At 34.1% G+C, this 23326-nt stretch carries 14 protein-coding genes; 4 read left to right on the top strand and 10 right to left on the bottom strand.

What is annotated here, in order from left to right; genetic code table 11:
- Nucleotides 1-120: 120 nt before the first annotated feature.
- Nucleotides 121-4215 (bottom strand): reprolysin-like metallopeptidase, encoded by a 4095-nt coding sequence (locus B0I03_RS06545; RefSeq protein WP_111566655.1) that lies wholly within the window; start codon nucleotides 4213-4215, stop codon nucleotides 121-123.
- A 117-nt stretch (nucleotides 4216-4332) separates the two neighbouring features.
- Complete coding sequence (locus tag B0I03_RS06540; protein ID WP_111566654.1) at nucleotides 4333-10062, bottom strand: GEVED domain-containing protein; 5730 nt, start codon at nucleotides 10060-10062, stop codon at nucleotides 4333-4335.
- 123 nt (nucleotides 10063-10185) lie between these two features.
- Between B0I03_RS06540 and B0I03_RS06535 the strand changes: the two genes are divergently transcribed.
- A complete protein-coding gene (locus tag B0I03_RS06535; RefSeq protein ID WP_317048044.1) occupies nucleotides 10186-10668 on the top strand; it encodes a regulatory protein RecX in 483 nt (160 codons plus the stop codon).
- 176 nt (nucleotides 10669-10844) lie between these two features.
- On the top strand, nucleotides 10845-11891 hold the full coding sequence (gene thiL / locus B0I03_RS06530) for a thiamine-phosphate kinase (protein ID WP_111566652.1): 1047 nt from the start codon (nucleotides 10845-10847) through the stop codon (nucleotides 11889-11891).
- Between the two features lie 116 nt (nucleotides 11892-12007).
- Here the strand turns inward: thiL and B0I03_RS06525 are convergent, their stop codons facing one another.
- Both B0I03_RS06525 and B0I03_RS06520 read right to left on the bottom strand, forming a co-directional pair.
- Nucleotides 12008-13549, bottom strand: a complete 1542-nt coding sequence (locus B0I03_RS06525) for a glycine--tRNA ligase (protein WP_111566651.1) — start codon at nucleotides 13547-13549, stop codon at nucleotides 12008-12010.
- A gap of 63 nt (nucleotides 13550-13612) precedes the next feature.
- Nucleotides 13613-14380 carry a hypothetical protein gene (locus B0I03_RS06520; RefSeq protein WP_111566650.1) on the bottom strand — a complete coding sequence of 256 codons (768 nt, stop codon included), beginning with the start codon at nucleotides 14378-14380 and terminating at the stop codon, nucleotides 13613-13615.
- A gap of 253 nt (nucleotides 14381-14633) precedes the next feature.
- Between B0I03_RS06520 and B0I03_RS06515 the strand changes: the two genes are divergently transcribed.
- Both B0I03_RS06515 and B0I03_RS06510 read left to right on the top strand, forming a co-directional pair.
- Nucleotides 14634-15125, top strand: coding sequence for a ComF family protein (locus B0I03_RS06515; RefSeq protein ID WP_317048043.1), 492 nt, complete (start codon nucleotides 14634-14636; stop codon nucleotides 15123-15125).
- Between the two features lie 67 nt (nucleotides 15126-15192).
- Nucleotides 15193-16794 carry an Ig-like domain-containing protein gene (locus B0I03_RS06510; RefSeq protein WP_111566648.1) on the top strand — a complete coding sequence of 534 codons (1602 nt, stop codon included), beginning with the start codon at nucleotides 15193-15195 and terminating at the stop codon, nucleotides 16792-16794.
- On the opposite strand, the gene B0I03_RS06505 is transcribed toward B0I03_RS06510, so the two are convergent.
- The 6 genes from B0I03_RS06505 to B0I03_RS06480 all read right to left on the bottom strand — a co-directional run bounded on the left by B0I03_RS06505 (nucleotide 16791) and on the right by B0I03_RS06480 (nucleotide 23326).
- Nucleotides 16791-17555 (bottom strand): nitrilase family protein, encoded by a 765-nt coding sequence (locus B0I03_RS06505; protein ID WP_111566647.1) that lies wholly within the window; start codon nucleotides 17553-17555, stop codon nucleotides 16791-16793. The two genes, B0I03_RS06510 and B0I03_RS06505, sit on opposite strands and share 4 nt — an antisense overlap.
- Nucleotides 17556-17636: 81 nt before the next feature.
- A complete protein-coding gene (locus tag B0I03_RS06500; RefSeq protein WP_111566646.1) occupies nucleotides 17637-18398 on the bottom strand; it encodes a succinate dehydrogenase/fumarate reductase iron-sulfur subunit in 762 nt (253 codons plus the stop codon).
- A 6-nt stretch (nucleotides 18399-18404) separates the two neighbouring features.
- Nucleotides 18405-20414, bottom strand: a complete 2010-nt coding sequence (locus B0I03_RS06495; protein WP_111566645.1) for a fumarate reductase/succinate dehydrogenase flavoprotein subunit — start codon at nucleotides 20412-20414, stop codon at nucleotides 18405-18407.
- An 18-nt stretch (nucleotides 20415-20432) separates the two neighbouring features.
- Nucleotides 20433-21299: a succinate dehydrogenase cytochrome b subunit gene (locus B0I03_RS06490; protein WP_111566644.1), complete on the bottom strand. Its 867-nt coding sequence runs from the start codon at nucleotides 21297-21299 to the stop codon at nucleotides 20433-20435.
- 179 nt (nucleotides 21300-21478) lie between these two features.
- A complete protein-coding gene (locus B0I03_RS06485; protein ID WP_111566643.1) occupies nucleotides 21479-22351 on the bottom strand; it encodes a hypothetical protein in 873 nt (290 codons plus the stop codon).
- A gap of 123 nt (nucleotides 22352-22474) precedes the next feature.
- On the bottom strand, nucleotides 22475-23326 hold the full coding sequence (locus B0I03_RS06480; RefSeq protein WP_111566642.1) for a ChaN family lipoprotein: 852 nt from the start codon (nucleotides 23324-23326) through the stop codon (nucleotides 22475-22477).

Raw genomic sequence — 23326 nt, 5'->3', positions numbered from 1 at the left:
TTTTTTAATTTGGGGAATTAATAGCAAACATAATAAAGTTTTTAATATTTAACAATTAATAAATGAATTTAATAAAAAAAGCTCGGTAAATACCGAGCTTTTCAAAAAATATTGTTTTTATTAATAAATTACTTTCTTCGTAATTACTTGACCATTTGACAATGTTGTCTTAACCAATAAGGCTTGGTTTGATTTTACAATCTTAGAGATAACAACCTCTTCTTGATTAACTGTTTGTTGGTGTAATTTTCTTCCTAAAACATCATAAACAACTACTTCTGAAATCATTTCTGAAGAATTTACAACAATACCGTTGTTTGAAGTGTAGACTGTTAATGCATTTTCATTAACAAAATCTTCACCTCCTAATGTTGTGTTTTTGTAAACCAATTCAAAACGATCTTCAAATGTTCCTTCTTGTGATGTAAATGAATAAGCGCCTTGTTTGATATTATGAATAACATTCAAATACTTATCTTTTACAAAAACATCTTGATTTACAAATAATCCATCAACATTTTCTAACGAAATCGAATAGTTTCCTGGAACTAATACTTTCAATCCTAAAAGAACAATATCCTCATCAGTAAAAGGCAACCCTTTTCCTTGAATTACTAATTTATCAGCATTTAATACCGAATATAAGTTTGGTTTAGAATCATCTAAAATTCTACCGTCTATTGCAATGTCAAATCCTGAAGTTGCTCCTTCAGTATAACCTACTAACATTTGATTATAAGAAACATTCGAATCGTTTAAGTTTAACCAAATTCTATGTTTTTCAGCCACAGAAGTTGTTGCTTCTGAAGTTCTGTAAAACTGTGTAGAAACTGAAGCATTAACTCTTTGGAAATTAGAAAACAATGCAGTACCAAAATCATAAGCTCTTACATAAAAACCTTGACCCGTTTGAATAGTTCCATTAGGCACTGGTCCGCCAGCTGCAGCTGCAGTTCCCCCTAATTTAGTATAACTTGCATAATTATTAACTGGATAAACACCTCCACTTGCAGCCACTGAGTGTGTCCAGAAATATAAGGCTCCAACTGTTGTTTCGTTGTCATTTAAGAATCTATCTGCATTAATAGGTGATGCATATGGATTTCCAATTAAATTAAAACCTCTTCCTAAATTTACTGATAAATCTCCATTAAATGGAACTCCCGTAAATTGTCCGTTATAAGGTGCTGGAGTAATAGATGACCAATTATTATCTACACGAATCATATATCCTTTACCGGAAACAAAATTATTTGTAGGCGTTATTGATTGATAAGCCGTAGGAGTTGTTGTTCCTGTGTACAAATACTCATAAAAACGAGTAGTAACTGTATTAGGCGAGAATGCTAATAATTGTTGTCCGGCAACTGGTGAAGACCAAGCCGTATAATCTTGACGAATCATAGGTGTAGAACTTCTTTTAACAATAATATTTCCTTCATTGATTGCTTGTTCTGTTATTTGACGTAAAGCAGCATTATTTTCGATAGTTAATGTTCCTGTTCCGTTAACCGTAACTTCGTTACCAACAATTAGAGTATGTCCTGGATTAAACACAACATTAAAACCACTATTTACAATAACTGAACACGCTTCAAGGTCGGCCGTTGATGAATAATTACCATTAAAAATTGCAACTACATTTTTCAGTGGCGTTCCGTTTGACCAAGTAGTTCCATTCCAAGTAGTAGTAATTACACCACAAGCATTTGGAGATTCTACAATCTGTTTGTAACAAATTTGAATTGAAAAACTATTAAGCACACCATCTCTTGCATCTGCAGTAACATCGGCAACTCTAAAGAACCAGTTTCCTAATGAACTTTGTCCGTTTAAAGTATTTAAATCACCTGTTGGTCTCATTGTACCAAAGTTATTATTTGCACCACATCCTGCAGCTGTTCCAGATTGACTGTCCCAAGTTCCCGATAAATCAGAAATTGCATTAGAACAACCTCCATCAGTAAATAATTGAACAAATGTTCCAGCTGGACTATTAATAGCGGCATATACCTGATTTCTTCTTGCATGTGTTACATTTGAAGTAACATTTACATCTGTAATTACAACATTATCAGGAATATTCAATGAAAAATTCTGATAAGCAAGAGGGTTTTGAGCCGTGATAACATTTCCTGTTGTTAGTGTTCTTGTATAGGTATTACAAACATCATTTACAGTATAACCAATAGCAAAATTTTGCGAGTTAATGGCATAAAAATCATTTGCAGTTGGCTCAATTAAAATTCTACAGAAAGGAGCAGAAACATTAGGAATAGTAACCGTTTGAGTTCCATCATTAGTAGTATTTGCAGCTAAAATTATCGGATAGGTTTGTCCGCCATCTGTTGAAAGCTTAATGTTTACGTTTGCTGCGCCAGTCATAGTATTGGTAGCATTAACTGACCAAGTAACTGTTTGAGTAGAACCTTGTGTATAACTAATTCCGGCTGTATTTTGTGAAGTAATAAGGAAAGGACCTTTAGTAGCGTCAAAAGTAACTGCAGTATTAGCACTTTCGTTATTACCTCCACCCGGTCTGTTATCTCGAACCGTCATTCTAAAATTTAATGTTCTATTTATTGTTGGAATAATTTCCCATGGATTTCCGTTGATACCGTTTGCAACGTGATCTTCTAATCTAGGGAAATATCTTGTACCATTATTTTTTGGCATAAAAGAGCGGAAATTAGCTCCATTTGTTTTTGTTCCTGAAGGATAAGATGCTGCCGCTCCAACAGTTGTTGCATCATTAACTTGTTCCCAACAATACGATAAAACATCTCCAGCATTTGCATCTGTTGCAGTTCCTGTTAATTTAAAAGCAGTACCAATTGGTAATGTTTTTGTAGCTGGAGCCGAAGGAACTGGCACTGCATTACCCGTATTTAGCAATGTAGGACAACTTTTCCCTTTAATATTATTAGTAATTTGCTGGATTGAACCTGCATGAAAAATTGGAATTGAATGTGCCGCAACATCTGTAGCTCCTGTAATTCCAGCATATCCCATAATAGTTACTCCTGAACCAGGTTCCATATTTACGGCATTATTTTCAGTACTATGAGAAAACGTATGGTTACCTCCTAATTGATGTCCGATTTCATGTGCTACGTAATCGATGTCAAAAAAGTCACCTTCAGGTATTCCGTTAGAAGGCGAAGTATAGCCACTTCCTTTGTAAGCAACTGGATAAAGTTGAGGATCACCTGCATAAGTAGTTGTTGTTTGGTCGTTACTACATACACAACCAATACACCCAGCATTTCCACCACCACCAGAAGCTCCGAACAAATGACCAATATCAAAATTTGAATTTCCAATAACACTACTTAAAGTTGTCATTAATTCATAATTCCATGGGTCCATATTAGTTGATGCAGTATATGGATCTGTTGCAGCATTATAATAAATTACATTAACCGTGCTAGCAATTAAAACCATTGTTGCATTAAAATCCATTTCAAACACAGCATTTACTCTTGTGTAAGTTCTGTTAAATGCCGCCAAAACTAAATTAACTTGCGCTGCAGAAGTTGCTCCAAAATAATTTGAATATTCTGCAGTACACGATTGTGCCATTCTGAAACTTCTTAACACACCGTCATCTGCGTTGTTTAAAACAACATTACCATCTGATGGACGATTTAAAACCTGCCCAAATTGCTGTACTGCTTCTTCAGTAGTACATGTAAAACCAGATTCTTTTTTAGAATGAACTCTATCGAAGACAATAACGGTTTTGTAATCCATTGAAATTGGATCGATAACATAAGTTGTTCCGTTTGATCCTGAACGAATTAAAGCACTTACACCATTATACGGTGAAACACTAAAACGAATTACATTTGAAGGATCATTTACACCTTGACCGGCATAAGATCTAATTTCAGGAAATTGACTTTGTAAACTTTTTTCAAAAGTAGATGCTTCGATAATTCTAAAATCTTCTACGGTACCATTTGGCATTGGAAAAGAAACAATTACATTTGAAATACCTGTAAACTCTCCTCGAACAGGAACATTAACTAATTGCGATTTGAATTTGTCGTAATCAAAAGTAAACAGTTTGTACTGAGTAGGTAAAACTTCTCTTCTTAGTTTACTTTGGATAAACTCAAGAGAATTATCAACTTCTTTCCAAGCTTTTTTATCTTGAGCACCAGCAAAAAAAGCACAAAATAGCAATGAAAAAATAAGTATTCTTTTTTTCATATTATAATAAATTGGGGTTAGAGAACAAACTTAACAAAAAATATTAGATATTCTAAAAAATAAACAAAAAAAACTAGCTATTTAGTAGCTAGTTTTTTGTTAGAATACACTTCGTTATTAGTATAAAACCTTTCTAATTATTTGTTTACCGTTTTCTAAAGTAACATATATAATTAAAGCACTGTTTGTCTTAATAATTTCATTTAACGAAACATTAAATGAATTCACATTTTGCTTATTTTTTATTAATCTACCTAAAACATCATAAACCATAACATCCTTTATTGACTCTTTTGTTGATGTTACTGATAAATTATCTCCACCAATAACAAAAACAGAATTGTCAAGTGTTTCAAAGTCTTCGTTACCTAAAGTTTCATTTGTATATCTTAAAACAAATCTATTATTTACAACACCTGAAGTTCCTGTAAATGAATAAGGAGCTTGTCTTAAATCATGTATAATTCCTAATAGTTTATCTTCTAAATAGATATTTTGTCCTTGTTCAAAAAGTCCATCTATGGCTCCAATTGCAATTTTATAAATTCCATTTGAAGCTATCTTAATTCCTAAAGGAACTTTATCTTCTTGATAGAATGGCAATCCTTTCCCTTGAATAGTCATTACTTGATCATCAATCAAAGAATAAAAATTTTGAGCACTTTTATAATCTGTTAAAGCATCAAACATTCTGTCTTTTCCTTCTGTTGCGCCTTCAACATAAGCAACTAATGTTCTCGTAGTTTGATTTGTTGGACTTACTAAATCTAACCAAATTCTATGTCTTTCGATATTTCCACCTGGTGCTGAATTCACAACATTAGCGCTTCTATAAAATTGATTATTAGAATATCCAATATTACGCATTGCATTATTAAATGTAGCAGTTGTTGTAGTAGCTGCACCTGGATCCATTAGAACAAAAAATCCTTGACCTGCTCCAATAACACTTAAAGTTCCCGGACCACTTGTAGCTCCTGCTCCATTAATTGCAATATAATCTGAAGCTGAATAATTATAGGTAAAATTATTGTAAAAAGGATCTACAGAAGATGTTGGAAGTGTTCCATGTGTCCATAATCTCACAAAACCATCTAATTGAGGATTTGCAGTTAAAAACGCACCAATACTAATAGCTGATGGATATGGATTTCCTAGTAAATTCCAATTGTCATCATTAACAGTCCTCATTACACCATTTGGACCAGCGGTTCCTGCATTTAAATCAGTTCCTCTAGCAATTGTAGGTGTATAAACTCCATTATTAGCAACACCATTATTAAAAGTAGCCGTCCAGTTTTGATTTACAGTATTACTAAATCCACTTGGCGCTCTCACGATATATCCTTTACCTCCTAGCATTGTTGTAGAAGCATTTACCCAATTTCCTTCTCCACCATTTGGATTCAAAATAGTTGGATTCCATTGCCAATGATAATAAGCAGGTGTTAAAGGTGAAATACTATTTACATCAAAACCACTAACAGGAGAAGACCAATACACGTAATCTTGAAGTTTTACTGAAGCAATTCTTTGGTATGAAATATTACCTGTGTTTACTCCTAAATCATTTACCTGAACTAAAGAACCGTCGTTTAACACATTAAGTGTTCCATTAACAGTTAAATCATTTTGAATTAACACATAATCATCGGCCTGAATATTTAATGTAAAAGTTGCATTTACTAACAAACTACAACACTCAAAATCACCGTGAGTTGTGGTATCGTAGTTCCCGTTTATAATTGCTAATTTACTTACATCTGGAGTACCATTAGACCATGTTGCTCCATTCCAAGTTGTCGCACTAGAATCTGTAATTTTTATTGCATTACTCGCTGTATAACAAGTAGCTAAATTTTCTCTAATTTGACAGTAATATTGATAATCTATAACTCCAACAATCGAAGAAATAGTTAAAGAAGCTGTTGTTGCACCACTATAAATTCCTCCATCTGCAACAGCTGTCCATGTTGCGCTTCCTGGTGCCGCAAAATACCACTGATAAGTTAGTGCATTTCCGCCAGCAAAACCTTCAGTTCCAGCTGTAGTTAATACTGCAGAAGTTGATGCACATGATGAAATGTATGATGGATGAGTAGTAACTGTCGGAGGCGTAGCTCCTCCACTTGGAAGTACTAACCCTGCACTTGGATTACAAACTCCTGGACCTAATGGAATAGCACTCCAATCTGCAGCAACATAAGATACTCTTGCATTTAATGCTCCTGCATTTCTAACCATATAATAACCTGGTGCTGTTGGATAGGTATCAACATCATCAATTATAACAGTTCCTGCCGCATTTCTTAACTGAATACCATCATTTTCATTAAATCCACCGTCTATTGTTCCATTTGTTGATGCTGGTCCACAACTACCTACAGATACTTTTAGTATTCCTAAAGCTCCTGGAGCAATTGTTCCAGTTAAATTAGCATAATCAACTTCATTTCCATCATCATGAACAGATGTTCTCCAAATACTGTAATTTGTTAAATCTACAGTAGTAGCAGTCCCATTGTATAATGTTATAAATCCTCCCGAACCAGTTTCTTCGTCATGAATATCATAAATAATTAAATCTGTAGTAACTGCAATTCCTTCACATGAAGTCACATCACTTGATATAATTGTGTAAACATTATCAATTGCACAAGGTTGAGCATCTCTTACAGACAACATTCCTGTTGTAGCTCCTGCTGGAATAATAGCCACAATTTGAGTTCCTGAATTAGAAACAATTGTTGCATTAACACCTGAAAAAGTTACTGTTGCCCCTGTTAAACCAGTCCCATTAATAGTAACTTCTGTTCCTACAGGTCCGGATGTTGGTGTAAAAGTGGTAACCGTATGAGTAGGAATACAAGCGTTTACAACCTGAACAGTATAATCTTCCGTTGAACCATATGTAAATGTGCCACAAGGATTAATTGTTTCTAATGTACCACCTTCTGTTTGAACAATTCTCATTCTATAATTTCCAATTGGTTGCCCTCCTGGAACGTTAATTGTAAAGTTTTGAATTACATTTCCACCAGAAACAGCAACTAATGCTGTACCAATCATTTCATTAGCATCAAGAAAATCGCCATCGTTATTCCAATCAATCCAAACTCCTCCTGCGCCATCATATTGCGTTCCTCCATCACAATCTCCAAATTCAACCGCAACCGTATAAGTTCCGCCAACTTGTAAATCAGCACTCATGGCTGTGTAATTATTTACACCTGTAGTACAAGCATTTGTTGTATTATTTGAAATTGTAGTAGAATATCCTACTAACGTAACATTTTCAATTTCAGAATCAGCTGTATTAGTAGCGCCTGAAGCACAATATACAATGTTTGGTGTTTGACACACTTCTACTCCATCACTCCATTCTGTACCTCTTCTTACAAACACTTTGTAACAATATGATACCCCATTTGTAAGTCCTGTAACTGTTACACCGGTACCTGTTCCATTATAAACCACTTGATTTGGTCCTGAATAAACTGTATTTGGACTATAAGCTGTTCCATCACCTGTTGGTGTAAACACTACAGAACCTTGATTGGCAACCACTAAATATTGGTCATAACAAGCTAAAGGTGTTGGTCTGTTCCATGTTAAAGCAGATTGACCACTTGCAATTGAAGCCGTCAAACTTGATACTTCTGGCATATCGGCAATAATATTGGTTGTTGGTGTACTCCAACTTCCATTTGTATTAATACCACTTGACCAACCTGTTCCCGTATTTCCTCTGTAAGCTACAACTTTGAAAGAGTAATTAGACAAGTTTGTTAAACCAGTAACTGTAACCGAAGTTCCTGTTCCTTTATAAACACACTTTCCTAAAGACGCTGTAACAACTGTTGCTAAAGAAAAATCAGAATTAGCAGTGTATAAACTAGCATTTCCAGCCACAACTGTAGTTGCCGCAGGTGCAGTAGCTCCTGCCAAAGCGAAAACCATATATCCATCTGGAGCAGCACCACCAGAAGAGGCTGTCCATGACAATGCAATTGAATTATTTTCGTAACACGGAACTATATTTGATGGATTATTTGGAGCTGTTAAAGTCACTGTTAAAGTTCCCACATTTGATGTCACACTTCCACACGGAGCAGCACCACTTACTATACAACGATATAAGTATCCATTCATTCCAATTGTAGCTCCAGTAATATTTAAAGTTGCAGTTGTAACATTAGAATATGGCGCACCATTTGTTAAATTAACAAATCCACTTCCTGTATCTACTTGCCATTGATATGTAGGAGTAGTTCCAGTAGCTGTAACAGTAAATGTAGTATTATTGCCATCGGTGATAACTCTATTTGGTGGTTGAGCAGTAATATTTATTGGCTCAACAATTGTAAAAGATGCTGATGCCGTAGCAGGCGACCAACAAGTTCCATTCAATTCTCTTACGTATCTTATATAAGTACCTGCTGTTGCTAATGATGTGAAAGAAGAAGTAGTTGGATTTGCTGTAGATGTTCCTGTAGCAGTAGTTTGCCAATAAATATTGGCACTTGGTGCTGAATAAGTCAAAGTTGCCGCTCCGCAAGATGGATTAGCTGAAATATTTATGGTTCCAGATGGTGCACTTGGAATTGCTGTTACATTTACAGCACCCGAAACATTACTAGTAACCGAAGCACCACAAGCTGCCGAAACCACACAGTAATAATATAAAGTTCCCGCTACAGTTGTAACTGGCGTATAAGAATTACTGCTTGTTCCAACTGGAGTTCCTCCTGATGTAGTTGCAGTTGTATTGCTATACCATTGGTAAGTTAAAGTAGTCCCTGTTGCCGTTACTGATAAAGCTGTAGCAGCCGAACCTTGACAAAGGTTTTGAACCGTAGTAGAAGGCTGAGTAGTTATTGCCGCCGGAACTTGAACCGTTAAATTAACCGTATTGTCTGTTCCAATAACTGTTGGATTATTTGAAACCACACGAATTCTATATCCTGTTCCTGCTGCTGTCCCTGCTGGTATTGTAGCAGAAATAGTGCCTGAGTTTGCTGTACTTGTAACCGTACCAATACTTACAGGCGAAGCAAAACTTCCAGCTGCGTTTGATAATTGAGCTGTATATACATTACCTGCATTAAAAGTACCCACACTTGTAAAAGGTACCGAAACCGAAGCTCCCGTTGAAGCACTTACACAAAATGGACTGCCTGTGATAGCCGTATCTGTTGTGATGGTGTTTGTAGAAGCTGGAGTACCAATTACCTCTACATCATCAATACACCAAACTTCTGTTGTATCATTATTCAAAGAATTAATCCTTAAGCCTACCAAAGAAGTTCCGTTTGGGATATTTATAATTAAAGTTGAATAAATTGTTCCAGTATTTGTACCTGAAGTACCCGCAACAACTGAATTTGTCCCTGCATTTGTTGTATTTCCAGTTGTATTGTAACCCCATCTTGAATTAGAATTACCATTTACAGCAATATCAGCATTTGCCTGTGTATTGGTTAAAAAAGTTCCTGCATCTAACTTAACAAATGTTCTAATATAATCAGCGGCATCCGCACCATTGGTTGTATTGGTTGAAATACTTGAAACTCTAATTATAACACTAACAGAATTATACCCAGAAACATTTATATCATCAAAGGTTAAAGTACTTGTAGAATTATTGATTTGAAATGATCTCAAACCATTTCTAATTCTTTGATTATTTGGAGTTCCTGTGTTTGTTGTAGAAACTCCACCACCTGTGTTAGTGTAACTCCATGTTGGTGTTGCAGGAGAAGTTTCAAAATCTTGAATAGCGATAGTAGTCTGTCCCCACCCTAAAACCGAGCAAAATAACGCAACAATAAGTAATTTTAATTTCATAACTTTGAATGAAAATATTAGATTTGGTTTGATTATGCTTCTTTGCTTAAAAAAAAGCCAACAAAGATAAATCATAATTTTTTGATTATGAAATATTTATTGCATTATTAAATTGTTAACGAATTGAAAACTAATAAATCCGCTTTTTCCTTAAAAGAAATCTATTCTAAGATGGAATATTACTGCGCGTATCAAGAGCGTTGTTATAAAGAAGTAGAGGAAAAATTGCATTCGTTTTCGGTTAATTCTTCTGAAAAAGAAGAAGTTCTAACGTATCTAATCGAAAATAATTTCATCAACGAAGAACGTTTTGCACAGAGTTTTGTTCGTGGCAAACACAATTATAAACATTGGGGTAAAAACCGCATTGTAAACGAATTGAAGTTTCGAAATATCTCCTCACGTATCATCACAATTGCCTTAAAAGAAATTCCTGAAGCCACGTATTTAGAAAATTTTCATCAATTAGCTGAAAAAAATTGGAACAACATCACCGAACGAAAAGGTCAAAAAAAGAACAAAAAGTTCGTCGATTTCTTACTTCGTAAAGGCTATGAAACGAGTTTGATTTATGAGAAGCTAAAAGAGTTGGAAGCTGGGAGTTAGAAGTGGGGAGTTGTTACACAGAGCCACACGAAGTCAACACAGCGTTTCACAGAGATTTACTTATATTCCTTATGTGGTTTAGAAAACTTTGCGATACTTTGCGAAAAAACTTTGCGTGACTTTGCGTTAAAACATTTGTATCACAATAAAATCGTACTTTTGCAAAAAAATAATCCATGTTAGAAAATAAAGACCAATCAAGAACCAGTTTATCGCAATTAGGCGAATTTGGCTTAATTGAGCACTTAACTAAAAACTTTACTATCAATCAAGAATCAACACTAAAAAGCATTGGTGACGATGCTGCGGTATTGAATTTTGGCGATAAAAAAGCGGTAATTTCCACCGATTTATTAGTTGAAGGCGTTCATTTTGATTTGGCTTACATGCCATTAAAACATTTAGGTTACAAAGCCGTTGTTGCCAATGTATCTGATATTTGCGCGATGAACGCAACTCCTACTCAAATTACGGTTTCGGTAGCGGTTTCGAATCGTTTCCCTTTGGAAGCTTTGGAAGAATTATTCGAGGGAATTACGTTAGCTTCTAAAATTTACAATGTAGATGTGATTGGTGGAGACACGACTTCTTCACAAAAAGGATTAATCATTAGCATTACCGCTATTGGTGAGGCGAATTTAGAAGATATTGTATATAGAAACGGAGCGAAAGAAAACGATTTATTAGTAGTTTCGGGTGATATTGGAGCGGCTTACATGGGATTACAAGTTTTGGAACGCGAAAAACAAGTGTTTCAGGTAAATCCAAACAATCAACCAGTTTTAGATGATTACACGTATTTGATCGAGCGTCAGTTAAAACCAGAAGCACGTAACGATATTAAAGAATTACTAGAAAAACTAGAAATTAAACCAACTGCCATGATTGATATTTCGGATGGTTTGTCGTCTGAGATTTTACATTTGTGTAAGCAAAGTAATGTTGGTTGTAATTTATATGAAGAGAAAATACCAGTTGACCCACAGTTGATTAATGTGTGTGAAGAATTTAATTTGGACATCACAACCGTAGCGTTAAGCGGTGGCGAAGACTACGAATTGCTTTTCACCATTAAAATGGAAGATTTTGACAAAATCAAAGGGAATCCAAATTTCACCGTAATCGGACACATGGTTGCCGCTACAGAAGGAAATCATTTAATCACAAGATCAAATACTAAAATTGAATTGAAAGCAAGAGGCTGGAATGCTTTGAGTGAGTAGTTTACAGTCGCAGTATTCAGTCTCAGTTTAAATAATTTTAGAAATAAAAACCCCGAATTTCATTTAAAATTCGGGGTTTTACTTTGTATTTCGTACTTTGTATTTCGTACCTCCAACTACATTTTCATCAACCAATTTCTCATCGAAACTTCGTTGTTGATAATATCGCGCAATTCCGAAATCTTCACTCTATCTTGTTGCATCGAATCTCTGTGACGGATTGTTACGGTTTCATCTTCTAGTGTTTGATGATCTACGGTGATACAGAATGGCGTTCCAAGAGCATCTTGTCTTCTGTAACGTCTTCCTACCGCATCTTTTTCATCATAGGCAACATTGAAATCCCATTTTAAATCATCGATAATTTTACGAGCTACTTCTGGTAAACCGTCTTTTTTAACCAATGGCAAAACGGCAGCTTTTGTTGGTGCTAATACCGAAGGCAAACGTAAAACCGTTCTTGTTGAACCATCTTCTAAAACTTCTTCTTGTAACGAGTTTGAGAAAACCGCTAAGAACATTCTGTCTAAACCAACCGAAGTTTCTACCACATAAGGCGTGTAGTTTGAATTCGTATCGTTATCAAAATATTGTAATTTTTTACCTGAGAATTGTTCGTGTGCTTTCAAATCGAAATCGGTTCTCGAGTGAATTCCTTCTAATTCTTTGAATCCGAATGGGAAATTGAATTCGATATCTGCAGCTGCATTTGCATAATGTGCTAATTTCTCGTGATCGTGGAAACGGTAATTTGATTTCCCTAATCCAAGCGATAAATGCCAATTTAAACGAGTCGTTTTCCAGTATTCGTACCATTTCATTTCTTCTCCTGGCTTTACGAAAAACTGCATTTCCATTTGTTCAAATTCGCGCATACGGAAAATGAATTGTCTTGCTACGATTTCGTTTCTAAACGCTTTACCCGTTTGAGCAATTCCAAAAGGAATTTTCATACGACCTGTTTTTTGAACATTTAAGAAGTTTACGAAAATACCTTGAGCCGTTTCAGGACGAAGGTATAAATCCATCGCACTTTCAGCTGAAGCACCTAATTTAGTTCCGAACATTAAGTTAAACTGCTTCACATCCGTCCAGTTTTTTGAACCACTTTCAGGACAAGCAATTTCTAATTCTTCGATTAAAGCTTTAACATCAGCAAGATTTTCTGTCTCTAAAGAGCGAGCCATTCTTTCTAGAATTTCTTTCTTTTTAGACAAATATTCCATCACACGAGGATTCGTTGTTTTGTATTGTTCTTCATCAAATGAAGCTCCAAAACGCTCACGTGCTTTGTCGATTTCTTTTTGTGCTTTTTGATTTAATTTTTCGGCATAATCCTCAATTAAAACATCGGCACGGTATCTTTTTTTAGAATCTTTATTATCGATTAATGGATCATTAAACGCATCAACGTGTCCTGAAGCTTTCCAAGTGGTTGGATGCATTAAAATTGCAGCGTCTAATCCTACAATATTTTCGTGCATTTGCACCATAGATTGCCACCAGTATTCACGGATGTTCTTTTTTAACTCCACACCATTTTGTGCGTAATCATAAACCGCACTTAAACCGTCGTAAATTTCGCTAGACGGAAATATAAATCCGTACTCTTTTGCATGCGAAACTACATTTTTGAAAATATCATCTTGTTTTGCCATAGTGCAAAAGTAAAAATAGGAATGAAATAAAGAAAAGAAATTAAGGAATAAAAATAAGAATTATTAATATTCGAAAATTGCAGTACCAATTTTAACAAAATCGTGATAGATATTGATTTTGTATTTACCTTTAATAGTCTTGTTTTTTTCTAAATCTACATAAGTACAAACATCAGTATCTTTCTTTTGATAATTAGTACTAACAGATGCGCTGTATTGTAATTTAATATTGGTATCAGACTCTACAGAAGTATCTCCAGAAGAAATAATTTGATTTTTAGGATTAACCACTTGCACATAAATAGTTTTATTGCCAGAATTAATCAATTGGTTTTCTTCTAATGTAAAACAAACTCTTAATTGTTGAATTTTAGCTTCACTCATTTTATAAGCATCAGAATAAATTTTAACCCCTTTGGCGTTAACATTTAAGGCTGTAAGTTGAGCTGTTTTACTAACTACTTTTGGACTAGTAATAGCATTAGTTTTTAAAGTAATCTCTTTAGAAATTTGTTGCTGTTTAGCAAAAAACACGATAGAATCTTCAATTGAATTAAATCTAGAAACTTGTTTTGAGGTTTTTCCAGATTGAACTAATTTAAGTTGCTCATCAAATCTTAAACTATCGATTTTGTTTTTCACACTTAAAGAATCGTACTTGTGTAGAATTTCAGTTAACTGACTTTCTAAAACTTTATTCTCTAAATCTGAAGTTTCTATGTAGTTGTTAAAATCGTCTGAAGTTTTATAATATTTCACACCAAAGAACAACGTTAACAGCATCAAAATCAAGATGCTAATTTTAGTTATTTTGTTCTTTCTACGTGTCATTTTATAAACTTTTTTATAAATTTATTCAAAAATGTTAATATTGATATAATTAATCGATAAAATGCTAAAATATCTGATAAACTTACTTTTTCCAAAACTTTGTTTGGGTTGTAATTCATTGCTACTTCATAATGAAACTATTATTTGTAGCGAATGTAATCATAACTTGCCTTATACAAAACATCATTTTTTGGAGCGCAATGATACGACAATAAAATTTTATGGCATAGTCCCAATTGAATTTAGCGCATCGATGCTCTATTTTCACCACAAAGGTATTGTACAAAATTTAATTCACAACTTAAAATATAAAAATCATCAAGAAATTGGAACACTTCTAGGAAAAAGGTATGCAAAAGATCTAGAAGCTGTCAATCAAATTAAAACCATTACTGAAATAATTCCGGTTCCGCTACATAAAAAAAGATTAGAAGAGCGAGGTTACAATCAGGTAATCACTTTTTGTGAAGCATTATCCGAAGAACTAAAAATTCCTCTTAACGATTCATTACTATATAGAAGTCGTTATTCAAAAACACAAACTAAAAAAGACAAAGAAAGCAGGAAAGATGTGAGCAATGCTTTATTCGATATAAATTTCACCGAAGCTGATTCCAACAAACACTTTTTACTTATTGACGACGTTTTAACTTCTGGAGCTACTTTAGAAGCCTGTGCAAAAGCTTTGTTAAAAATTCCAAACAGTAAAGTTAGCATCATCACAATTGCTTACACTCTTTCATAAAAATTCCTAAAAATTGTATGTTTGCACTAATTATAGTTGTTATTTTGTAACACCATTATTTGAAAAGATGACAAAATTAAAAAACATAGCCTTTTTATTGGCAAGCCTTTTATTATTAACCAATTGTGCCAAAAGAGGAACTATAACCGGTGGTTCCAAAGACACTATAGCGCCTACAATTACTAACAGTTCGCCAGAAAATTTTAAAACAAATTTTAAAGGAAACGAAATTAAAATCTCTTTTGATGAATTAATCAAGGTTAAAGACATTAACAAGCAATTGATTATTTCGCCTCCAATGAAAAAGCAACCTGTAATTGTACCACAAGGAAGTGCTAGCAAATTTATTTCAATTAAAATTTTAGACACATTACAACCTAATACAACATATAGCTTTAATTTTGGTCAAAGTATTACTGATAACAATGAAGGTAATCCGTATTCGCAATTCAAATATGTATTTTCTACTGGAAGTTATGTAGATTCTTTAACTGTTGTTGGAAAAATAAAAGATGCATTCGAACAAAAACCAGATAATTTTGTAAGTGTAATGCTATATGATGCGAAAACTTTTACCGATTCAACTGTTTATAAAGAAACTCCTTTATACATAACAAACACATTAGACAGTTTGAAAGTATTTTCTTTAGAAAATTTAAAAGAAGGCACTTACAAAATTGTGGCCATGAAAGACAAATCAAATAACAATATTTACAATCCTGCGATTGATAAAATTGGTTTTTTAGATTTCCCTATTACTATTCCAACGTCTGATATGTTTGAGTTGGAATTGTTTCAAGAAAAGAAACCTTTCAAAGCAGACAAGCCTACTCAAGAAAGCAATAACAAGCTTTTTTTAGGATATGATGGTGATTTTAAAAACACAAAAATCACAACAAAATACAACAATAAAGAAGTTCCTGTAAGAATAATGAAATATCCTGAAAAGAATAAAGACTCGGTACAAATTTTCTACCCAAATGTAAAAATGGATTCCTTAGAAATTGCTGTTACCAATGGAACTTACTCTAAAAACTTTATTGCAAAATTAAAAGACTTAAAAGAATCAGATTCTCTTACAATTGAAAAGAAAACAGGAGGAATTTTAGCTTTCAGAGATTCTTTTACACTTAAATCAAAAACACCTTTAACTTCTATTGATGAATCAAAAATTATATTGCGAAATAAAGATTCAGTAGCCGTTAAATTTACTTCAAGAATTATTGAATTTGAAGAAGAAATTGTTTTTGATTTCAAAAAAGAAGAAGATGAAAAATACACGATGGAATTGCTACCTGGCGCCATTAAAGATTTTTATGAAACAACTAATGACAGTTTGAAATACAATTTTTCGACTAAACAGCTAGCTGATTATGGAAATTTAAAGATAAACTTAATAAACAATAAGCGCTTTCCATTCATTATAGAGTTAATGGACAAAAACGAAGTTTTATACAAAGCCACATCTACAAAAGAAACTAGTATTTATTTTGAGACTATAGAGCCTAAATTATATACGATAAGAATTATTTACGATGATAATTCAGACAATGAATGGACTACTGGAAATTACTTAGCTAAAAAACAAGCCGAAGAAATCATCTATTTTCCAAAGCTGATTGACGTTAGGGCAAACTGGGATGTTGAACAAGATTTTATCTTAGATTAACGAATTTCAAAATCATCTTTATCGTTTAGAAAATTGAATTTAGTTCTAGCTTCATTCTGAGTGCTTTTGTCTAAATCGAAGATAAAAACACCTAATTCATCATCACAATCCACCATTTGATTACCTAAATAATCAAAAGCTTGAGAGTGTCCAGGATATTCTAATTTATTAGCGTCTTCTCCTATTCTATTAACTCCAATGGTATAACACATGTTTTCAATGGCACGCGCTTTTAATAATGCATCCCAAGCGTTAATTCGTGGTTTTGGCCAATTGGCAACGTACAATAACAAATCGTAATTTTCAGTGTTTCTAGCAAAAACTGGAAAACGTAAATCGTAGCAAATTTGTAAGCAAATGTTCCAATTATTATAGTTTACGATTACTTTTTCAGTTCCTTTTGTATACACTTTTTCCTCGCCAGCTAAAGTAAATAAGTGTCTTTTGTTGTAAAACTGCACTTCGCCAGATGGAAAAACAAACACCATTCGGTTGTAAAAATTATCATTTTCTTTGATAACTAAACTTCCTGTTATGGCGCAGGTTTTCTTTTTTGCTAAATCTTTTAACCAAGTCATGGTTTCGCCATCCATAGTTTCCGCTACAGCAGATGGATTCATGGTAAAGCCAGAAGTAAACATTTCGGGCAAAACAAATAAATCAAAAGACTCGTCTTCATTTAGAAAATATTCTTCGATGAATGTTCGATTGATTTCTGGGTTTTCCCAAGCTAATTTGGTTTGAAAAAGTGCGATTTTCATTAGATAAAATTTTTATTAAAAGTACAAAAAAACGCATCCAAATAAATGAATGCGTTTTTATTATTTTAAAGTTTCAATGAATTACTTCACAGAAGCTTTTAAAAATTCTCTGTTCATACGAGCGATGTTTTCTAACGAAATTCCTTTTGGACATTCGATTTCACATGCTCCAGTGTTTGTACAATTTCCGAATCCTTCTTCGTCCATTTGACGTACCATGTTTAACACACGTTGCGTAGCTTCTACTTTACCTTGTGGTAATAAAGCATATTGCGATACTTTTGCTCCTACGAATAACATCGCAGAACCATTTTTACAAGTTGCCACACAAGCTCCACATCCAATACAAGCCGCTGCTTCAAAAGCTTTGTCTGCATCATCTTTAGGAACTGGAATTGAATTAGCATCAATCGTATTTCCAGAAGTGTTTACCGATACGAAACCTCCAGCTTGCTGAATTCTGTCGAAAGCTGTTCTATCTACTACTAAATCTTTAATAACAGGAAAAGCTTTACTTCTCCAAGGTTCGATGTAAATTGTATCACCATCATTGAACATTCTCATGTGTAACTGACACGTTGTAATTCCAGTATCAGGTCCGTGAGCACGCCCGTTGATATATAAAGAACACATACCGCAAATACCTTCACGACAATCGTGATCAAATGCTACTGGCTCTTTTCTTTCGTTAATTAATTGCTCATTTAATTGGTCTAACATTTCCAAAAACGAACTTGCAGTAGAAACATTATCTAATTTATAAGTTTCCATGCTACCTTTTGAACTAGCGTTCTTTTGACGCCAAATTTTAAGGTTTATATTGATATTTTTTGCTGCACTCATAATCTATTATTTGTAATTTCTAGCTGCAATTTTAATTTCTTCGTATTTCAATTCTTCTTTGTGAAGTTCTTCTTTGCTGATGTCATCACCTTTGTATTCCCAAGCTCCAACAAATTTGAAGTTTTCGTCATCACGTAATGTTTCACCTTCAGCATCTTGATATTCTTCACGGAAGTGACCTCCACAAGACTCTTTACGTTGTAAAGCATCCATTGCCATTAATTGACCTAATTCGATGAAATCGGCAACTCTTAATGCTTTTTCTAACTCAGGATTTAACTCGTCTGCACTTCCAGGAACGTAAACATCTTTGTAGAAATCTTCTTTTAATTGAGCGATTTCAGCGATAGCCTCTTTTAAACCAGCTTCATTTCTTCCCATTCCTACTTTATTCCACATAATCAAACCTAATTTTTTATGGAAATAATCAACCGATTTAGAACCGTTGTTGTTTAAAAATTTGCTAATTGAATCTTTCACTCTTGCTTCTGCTTCAGCGAATTCTGGAGAATCTGTTGAGATTTTACCAGTTCTAATTTCGTCAGCTAAATAGTTAGAAATCGTGTAAGGTAAAACGAAATATCCATCTGCTAAACCTTGCATTAAAGCCGAAGCTCCCAAACGGTTAGCTCCGTGGTCTGAGAAGTTAGCCTCACCCGCTACGAAACAACCTGGAATTGTAGATTGTAAGTTATAATCAACCCAAACACCACCCATTGTATAGTGAACTGCTGGGTAAATTTTCATTGGTGTTTCATAAGGATTCTCATCCGTGATTTTTTGATACATAGTAAACAAGTTACCATATTTCTCTTCTAACCATTGTTTTCCTAAAGCTGTAATTTCTTCAGCGGTTGGATTATGATTTCCTTTTGCGTAAGCAGCTTGTTTACCTTTTGTTTGAATTTCAGTAGAGAAATCTAAGTAAACTCCCTCGTTAGTATCATTCGCTTCGATTCCGTAACCAGCATCACAACGCTCTTTTGCAGCTCTTGAAGCTACGTCACGAGGTACTAAGTTTCCAAACGCAGGATATCTTCTTTCTAAGTAGTAATCTCTATCTTCTTCAGCAATTTGAGTTGGTTTTAATTTCCCAGCTCTAATTGCTTCTGCATCTTCTTTTTTCTTTGGAACCCAAATACGTCCAGAATTACGTAACGATTCAGACATCAACGTTAATTTTGACTGATTTGTTCCGTGAACCGGAATACATGTTGGGTGAATTTGTACATAACATGGATTAGCGAATAATGCTCCTTGTTTGTGGATTTTCCATCCAGCCGTTACATTACTTCCCATTGCATTTGTAGAAAGGAAATATACGTTTCCGTAACCTCCAGAAGCAATAACAACTGCATGAGCCGAATGTCTTTCGATTTCTCCTGTGATTAAGTTACGAGCGATAATTCCACGCGCTTTTCCATCTACTTTAACAATATCTAACATTTCATGACGGTTGTACATTTTTACACGTCCTAACCCGATTTGTCTTGATAAAGCTGAATATGCTCCTAATAATAATTGTTGTCCAGTTTGTCCAGCAGCGTAAAAAGTACGTTGTACTTGTGTTCCACCAAACGAACGGTTATCTAACATTCCACCATATTCGCGTGCGAAAGGAACACCTTGCGCCACACATTGGTCAATGATGTTACCCGAAACTTCTGCTAAACGATGAACGTTTGCTTCACGTGCACGATAGTCACCACCTTTAATTGTATCATAGAAAAGACGGTAAACACTATCACCATCATTTTGATAATTTTTTGCTGCATTAATACCTCCTTGAGCCGCAATAGAGTGTGCACGACGAGGTGAATCTTGAAAACAGAATGCTTTTACATTATATCCCATTTCTCCAAGAGAAGCAGCAGCAGAAGCACCTGCTAAACCAGTTCCTACCACAATAATATCGATTTTTGGTCTATTGTTTGGAGCAACTAATTTCAAGTGGTTTTTATGATCGGTCCATTTGTCTTTTAATGGACCCGCTGGTATTTTAGAATCTAACTTCATAATATATACTGATGTTGATTATTTTTTAAAGTGTAAGATAATAGGAATAATTGCAAATAATAGCGGAACTATAATTGCGAATGCTTTTCCGAAAAACTTAATTACAGGCGTTAATTTAGAACTATTAACCCCTAGAGATTGGAAAGCACTTTGAAAACCATGCCATAAGTGAAATGCAAGAGCTAACATTGACAAAACATAAAAAGCAGTAAAAGCTAAACCTAATTTAGGGTCTTTAAAGAAATCAACTGTTAATTTGTGTAAATCTTTATACAAATCAGCTGTTTTAACATCAGCCTGCAAATAGTATAATTCAGTTCTGTTTTTAATTACAAATTGCTTAGGTAATTGCATTATTTTTGTTTCTATCTTTTCCCCTTCTTTAGCAACTTGCTCTACAGGGTAATACTGACCAACATTTGTTCCTACATAGAACTGTTGTTTATTTCCCTCTACTTCAATTGTTTTAGTCATTAAGGGCATATTCTTGTCGAAATGCATTTTTGCCCAAAAATTAGTCATGTGTGTAGCGATAAAAACTAAAATCACAGTTCCTAAAACAGCCATATTTCTTGAAGCTAAACTACTAGAAGAACCATCTGTTTTAGCATAACCAATTGGCCTTGCTTTTTTGTTTTGGATTGTCAACATAATTCCATCGATTGCATGGAATATAATTGAAATGTAAGTAAGGTAAGAAAGTAACTTAACTGCAGGATTGGTGGTCATGAATAAAGCATATTCATTGAATTGCAAGCTGGTTCCAAAAATCAATTGAAGATTTCCTGCCAAATGCCCCGCCAAAAACAAGCATAGAAATAAACCTGTAAGAGCCATCCAGTATTTTTTTACGATAGATGACTTTAATAGTGCCGATTTTGCCATAATTTTTATTTGATTGTACTAGTTTAATAAAAAATCAAACAAAAATAAGGCTATTTGAAATTAACTACAACCTTTTCGAGCTAATTTATAATGATTTTAAAATGAATTTAACTATCGTTGAATATCAAGCATTTAGACACTCCAAACAACAACAATATATACTATTTTAGCAAATATATTTATTTAACAAATGAAGGAATCAATCCTCTGAGTCCCATATCTACCACATTTTCACCAATAGAAGGCTCATATTTACCATCAGAGGTTACTTCTTGCCACTCAAAACTATTATTGGTTGACAATGACAATGTAATAACAATATCACGGGTTTCATTTCCGTTAATAACTAAATTTTGCGCAAATTTTCCAGTTACTACACATGAGCCTGACGGAATGGGAGAAGTTGAAGCTATAGGATTTGGAACCGTTGTAGCTCCTGCTGGGGCTTGTCCAGAAGTTGCATAAGGTAAATTATTCAATGCAAATGCCCAGTAACCTTGCAAGCGATTTCCGTTTACTGGAAATGAATTATTACCTATTGAATGTGTTGTAATATAATTGTTGTAGCCTACAAAACTCGCTAATTTACCTTGATAATCTGCACCATTGTTGCGAATTGAAATATTGTATTCTTGATAAGCTAATGAAACTCGCACATATTCATAGTTTCCTTGTGCTACTTGACTTAATGGGATTTTTAAAAAAGCTTCACCTTCACCTACCACAACAGCTTTGCTAAAATCAATTGCAACCGAACCTCCTTGAGTAGTTTCATCTGCATGATATAAGACAGTTCCTTCTGTTAATTGAGTGTAAGCTGTGGGTGCCAACTCAAAATAATGCGCACTAATTTTACTAAAATCAGGTGATTGTGCTGCATGGCCTGAAGGAATAGTAGCAGGTTGACCCAAATTATTCAATCGCACTTGATTAGGATCAAATTGGAATTTGACTATTAAATGAGGTTCTTCTGATACACCATCTGAATCTTCACAAGAGAAAAAGGCAAATGCACCAACTATTAAAGTGAATAAAACTACTAATTTCTTCATACTATCGATTGTTTTCTAACCCTGATTGGAGTGATAGCTCCCGATAAAATCGGGACTATAACGGAAAGCAGGAATCCAACATTAAACAAAACCCAAGCGTTTGGTTTCTAAATAAAGACGATTTTAATGCGTTCTTGTTACATCTTCATCTATAACGAGAATAAAGTCGGCTTTATTGTAATGTTCGGCATCTAATTTTGAAATATCTTTTTGTTCCACCATTGCAATTGTCACAATTTTTATGCCAGCGTCTAATTTTCTTAAATACCAATTGATGCCTTCGTAATTATCAGAATGATAAGTACCGTTGTAATGGATAAAAACACTGTTTTCTTTTCTGTTCTTATTGATAAAATATGCCATTGTAGCATCTTTTATAGCTTGTGCTTTTGGCATTTTATAGCCTGCATGACCCCCTTGCATTCCCATCATGCTTTTATAACCTGGAAGATTGATATCAAATGCTATTGGCAACGGAGCAATCCACGATTTTTCTTGAGCAGAAAGCGAATCCAAAGCCACTAAATCTTTTTTAAACACCAATGAAGCATATCTTCGAGGCACATTTGTAGCAATAAAACTGAATTTTTTTTCTTTAGCAAAATCGACTAAAGGCTTGTAATCAGTTTTGTAATTTTTCCAAAGGCGAGCCGAAGAATCCAATTGTTTTTGATTGATTTCGCCATTCAAATATTGATTTACCTGCGTTTGATTATCAGCTTCGAGCATTTCGGCACCTAAAACCAAATCTTTCTTTTGGGCTAAATCCTTTGTGAATTCTAATTGCAACCAATGTACAACAGAATTGTCATGATATTCGCCAAACAAAACTACATCGGTTTTTTCAGCTGCTTTCAAAACTTTTTCATACGATGATTTTTTACCCTTTTTATCAAAAATTTGATAGGCTTTTTTGTCTTGAGCAACACTTATGACGGTTGCAAATAGAAAAATACAGAATGTGATTTTTTTCAT

This window comes from Flavobacterium aquaticum (genome assembly GCF_003259835.1).
Lineage (GTDB): Bacteria > Bacteroidota > Bacteroidia > Flavobacteriales > Flavobacteriaceae > Flavobacterium > Flavobacterium aquaticum.
This window is presented reverse-complemented; position numbering and strand designations above follow the sequence as displayed.

What these genes read in the sequence shown, in the direction of transcription:
- B0I03_RS06540 (WP_111566654.1), bottom strand. Translation starts at nt 10,062, where the DNA reads ATGAAATTAAAATTACTTATTGTTGCGTTATTTTGCTCGGTTTTAGGG.
- thiL (WP_111566652.1), top strand. Translation starts at nt 10,845, where the DNA reads ATGTTAGAAAATAAAGACCAATCAAGAACCAGTTTATCGCAATTAGGC.
- B0I03_RS06505 (WP_111566647.1), bottom strand. Translation starts at nt 17,555, where the DNA reads ATGAAAATCGCACTTTTTCAAACCAAATTAGCTTGGGAAAACCCAGAA.
- B0I03_RS06520 (WP_111566650.1), bottom strand. Translation starts at nt 14,380, where the DNA reads ATGACACGTAGAAAGAACAAAATAACTAAAATTAGCATCTTGATTTTG.
- B0I03_RS06545 (WP_111566655.1), bottom strand. Translation starts at nt 4,215, where the DNA reads ATGAAAAAAAGAATACTTATTTTTTCATTGCTATTTTGTGCTTTTTTT.
- B0I03_RS06515 (WP_317048043.1), top strand. Translation starts at nt 14,634, where the DNA reads ATGCTCTATTTTCACCACAAAGGTATTGTACAAAATTTAATTCACAAC.
- B0I03_RS06490 (WP_111566644.1), bottom strand. Translation starts at nt 21,299, where the DNA reads ATGGCAAAATCGGCACTATTAAAGTCATCTATCGTAAAAAAATACTGG.
- B0I03_RS06525 (WP_111566651.1), bottom strand. Translation starts at nt 13,549, where the DNA reads ATGGCAAAACAAGATGATATTTTCAAAAATGTAGTTTCGCATGCAAAA.
- B0I03_RS06510 (WP_111566648.1), top strand. Translation starts at nt 15,193, where the DNA reads ATGACAAAATTAAAAAACATAGCCTTTTTATTGGCAAGCCTTTTATTA.
- B0I03_RS06480 (WP_111566642.1), bottom strand. Translation starts at nt 23,326, where the DNA reads ATGAAAAAAATCACATTCTGTATTTTTCTATTTGCAACCGTCATAAGT.
- B0I03_RS06495 (WP_111566645.1), bottom strand. Translation starts at nt 20,414, where the DNA reads ATGAAGTTAGATTCTAAAATACCAGCGGGTCCATTAAAAGACAAATGG.
- B0I03_RS06500 (WP_111566646.1), bottom strand. Translation starts at nt 18,398, where the DNA reads ATGAGTGCAGCAAAAAATATCAATATAAACCTTAAAATTTGGCGTCAA.
- B0I03_RS06485 (WP_111566643.1), bottom strand. Translation starts at nt 22,351, where the DNA reads ATGAAGAAATTAGTAGTTTTATTCACTTTAATAGTTGGTGCATTTGCC.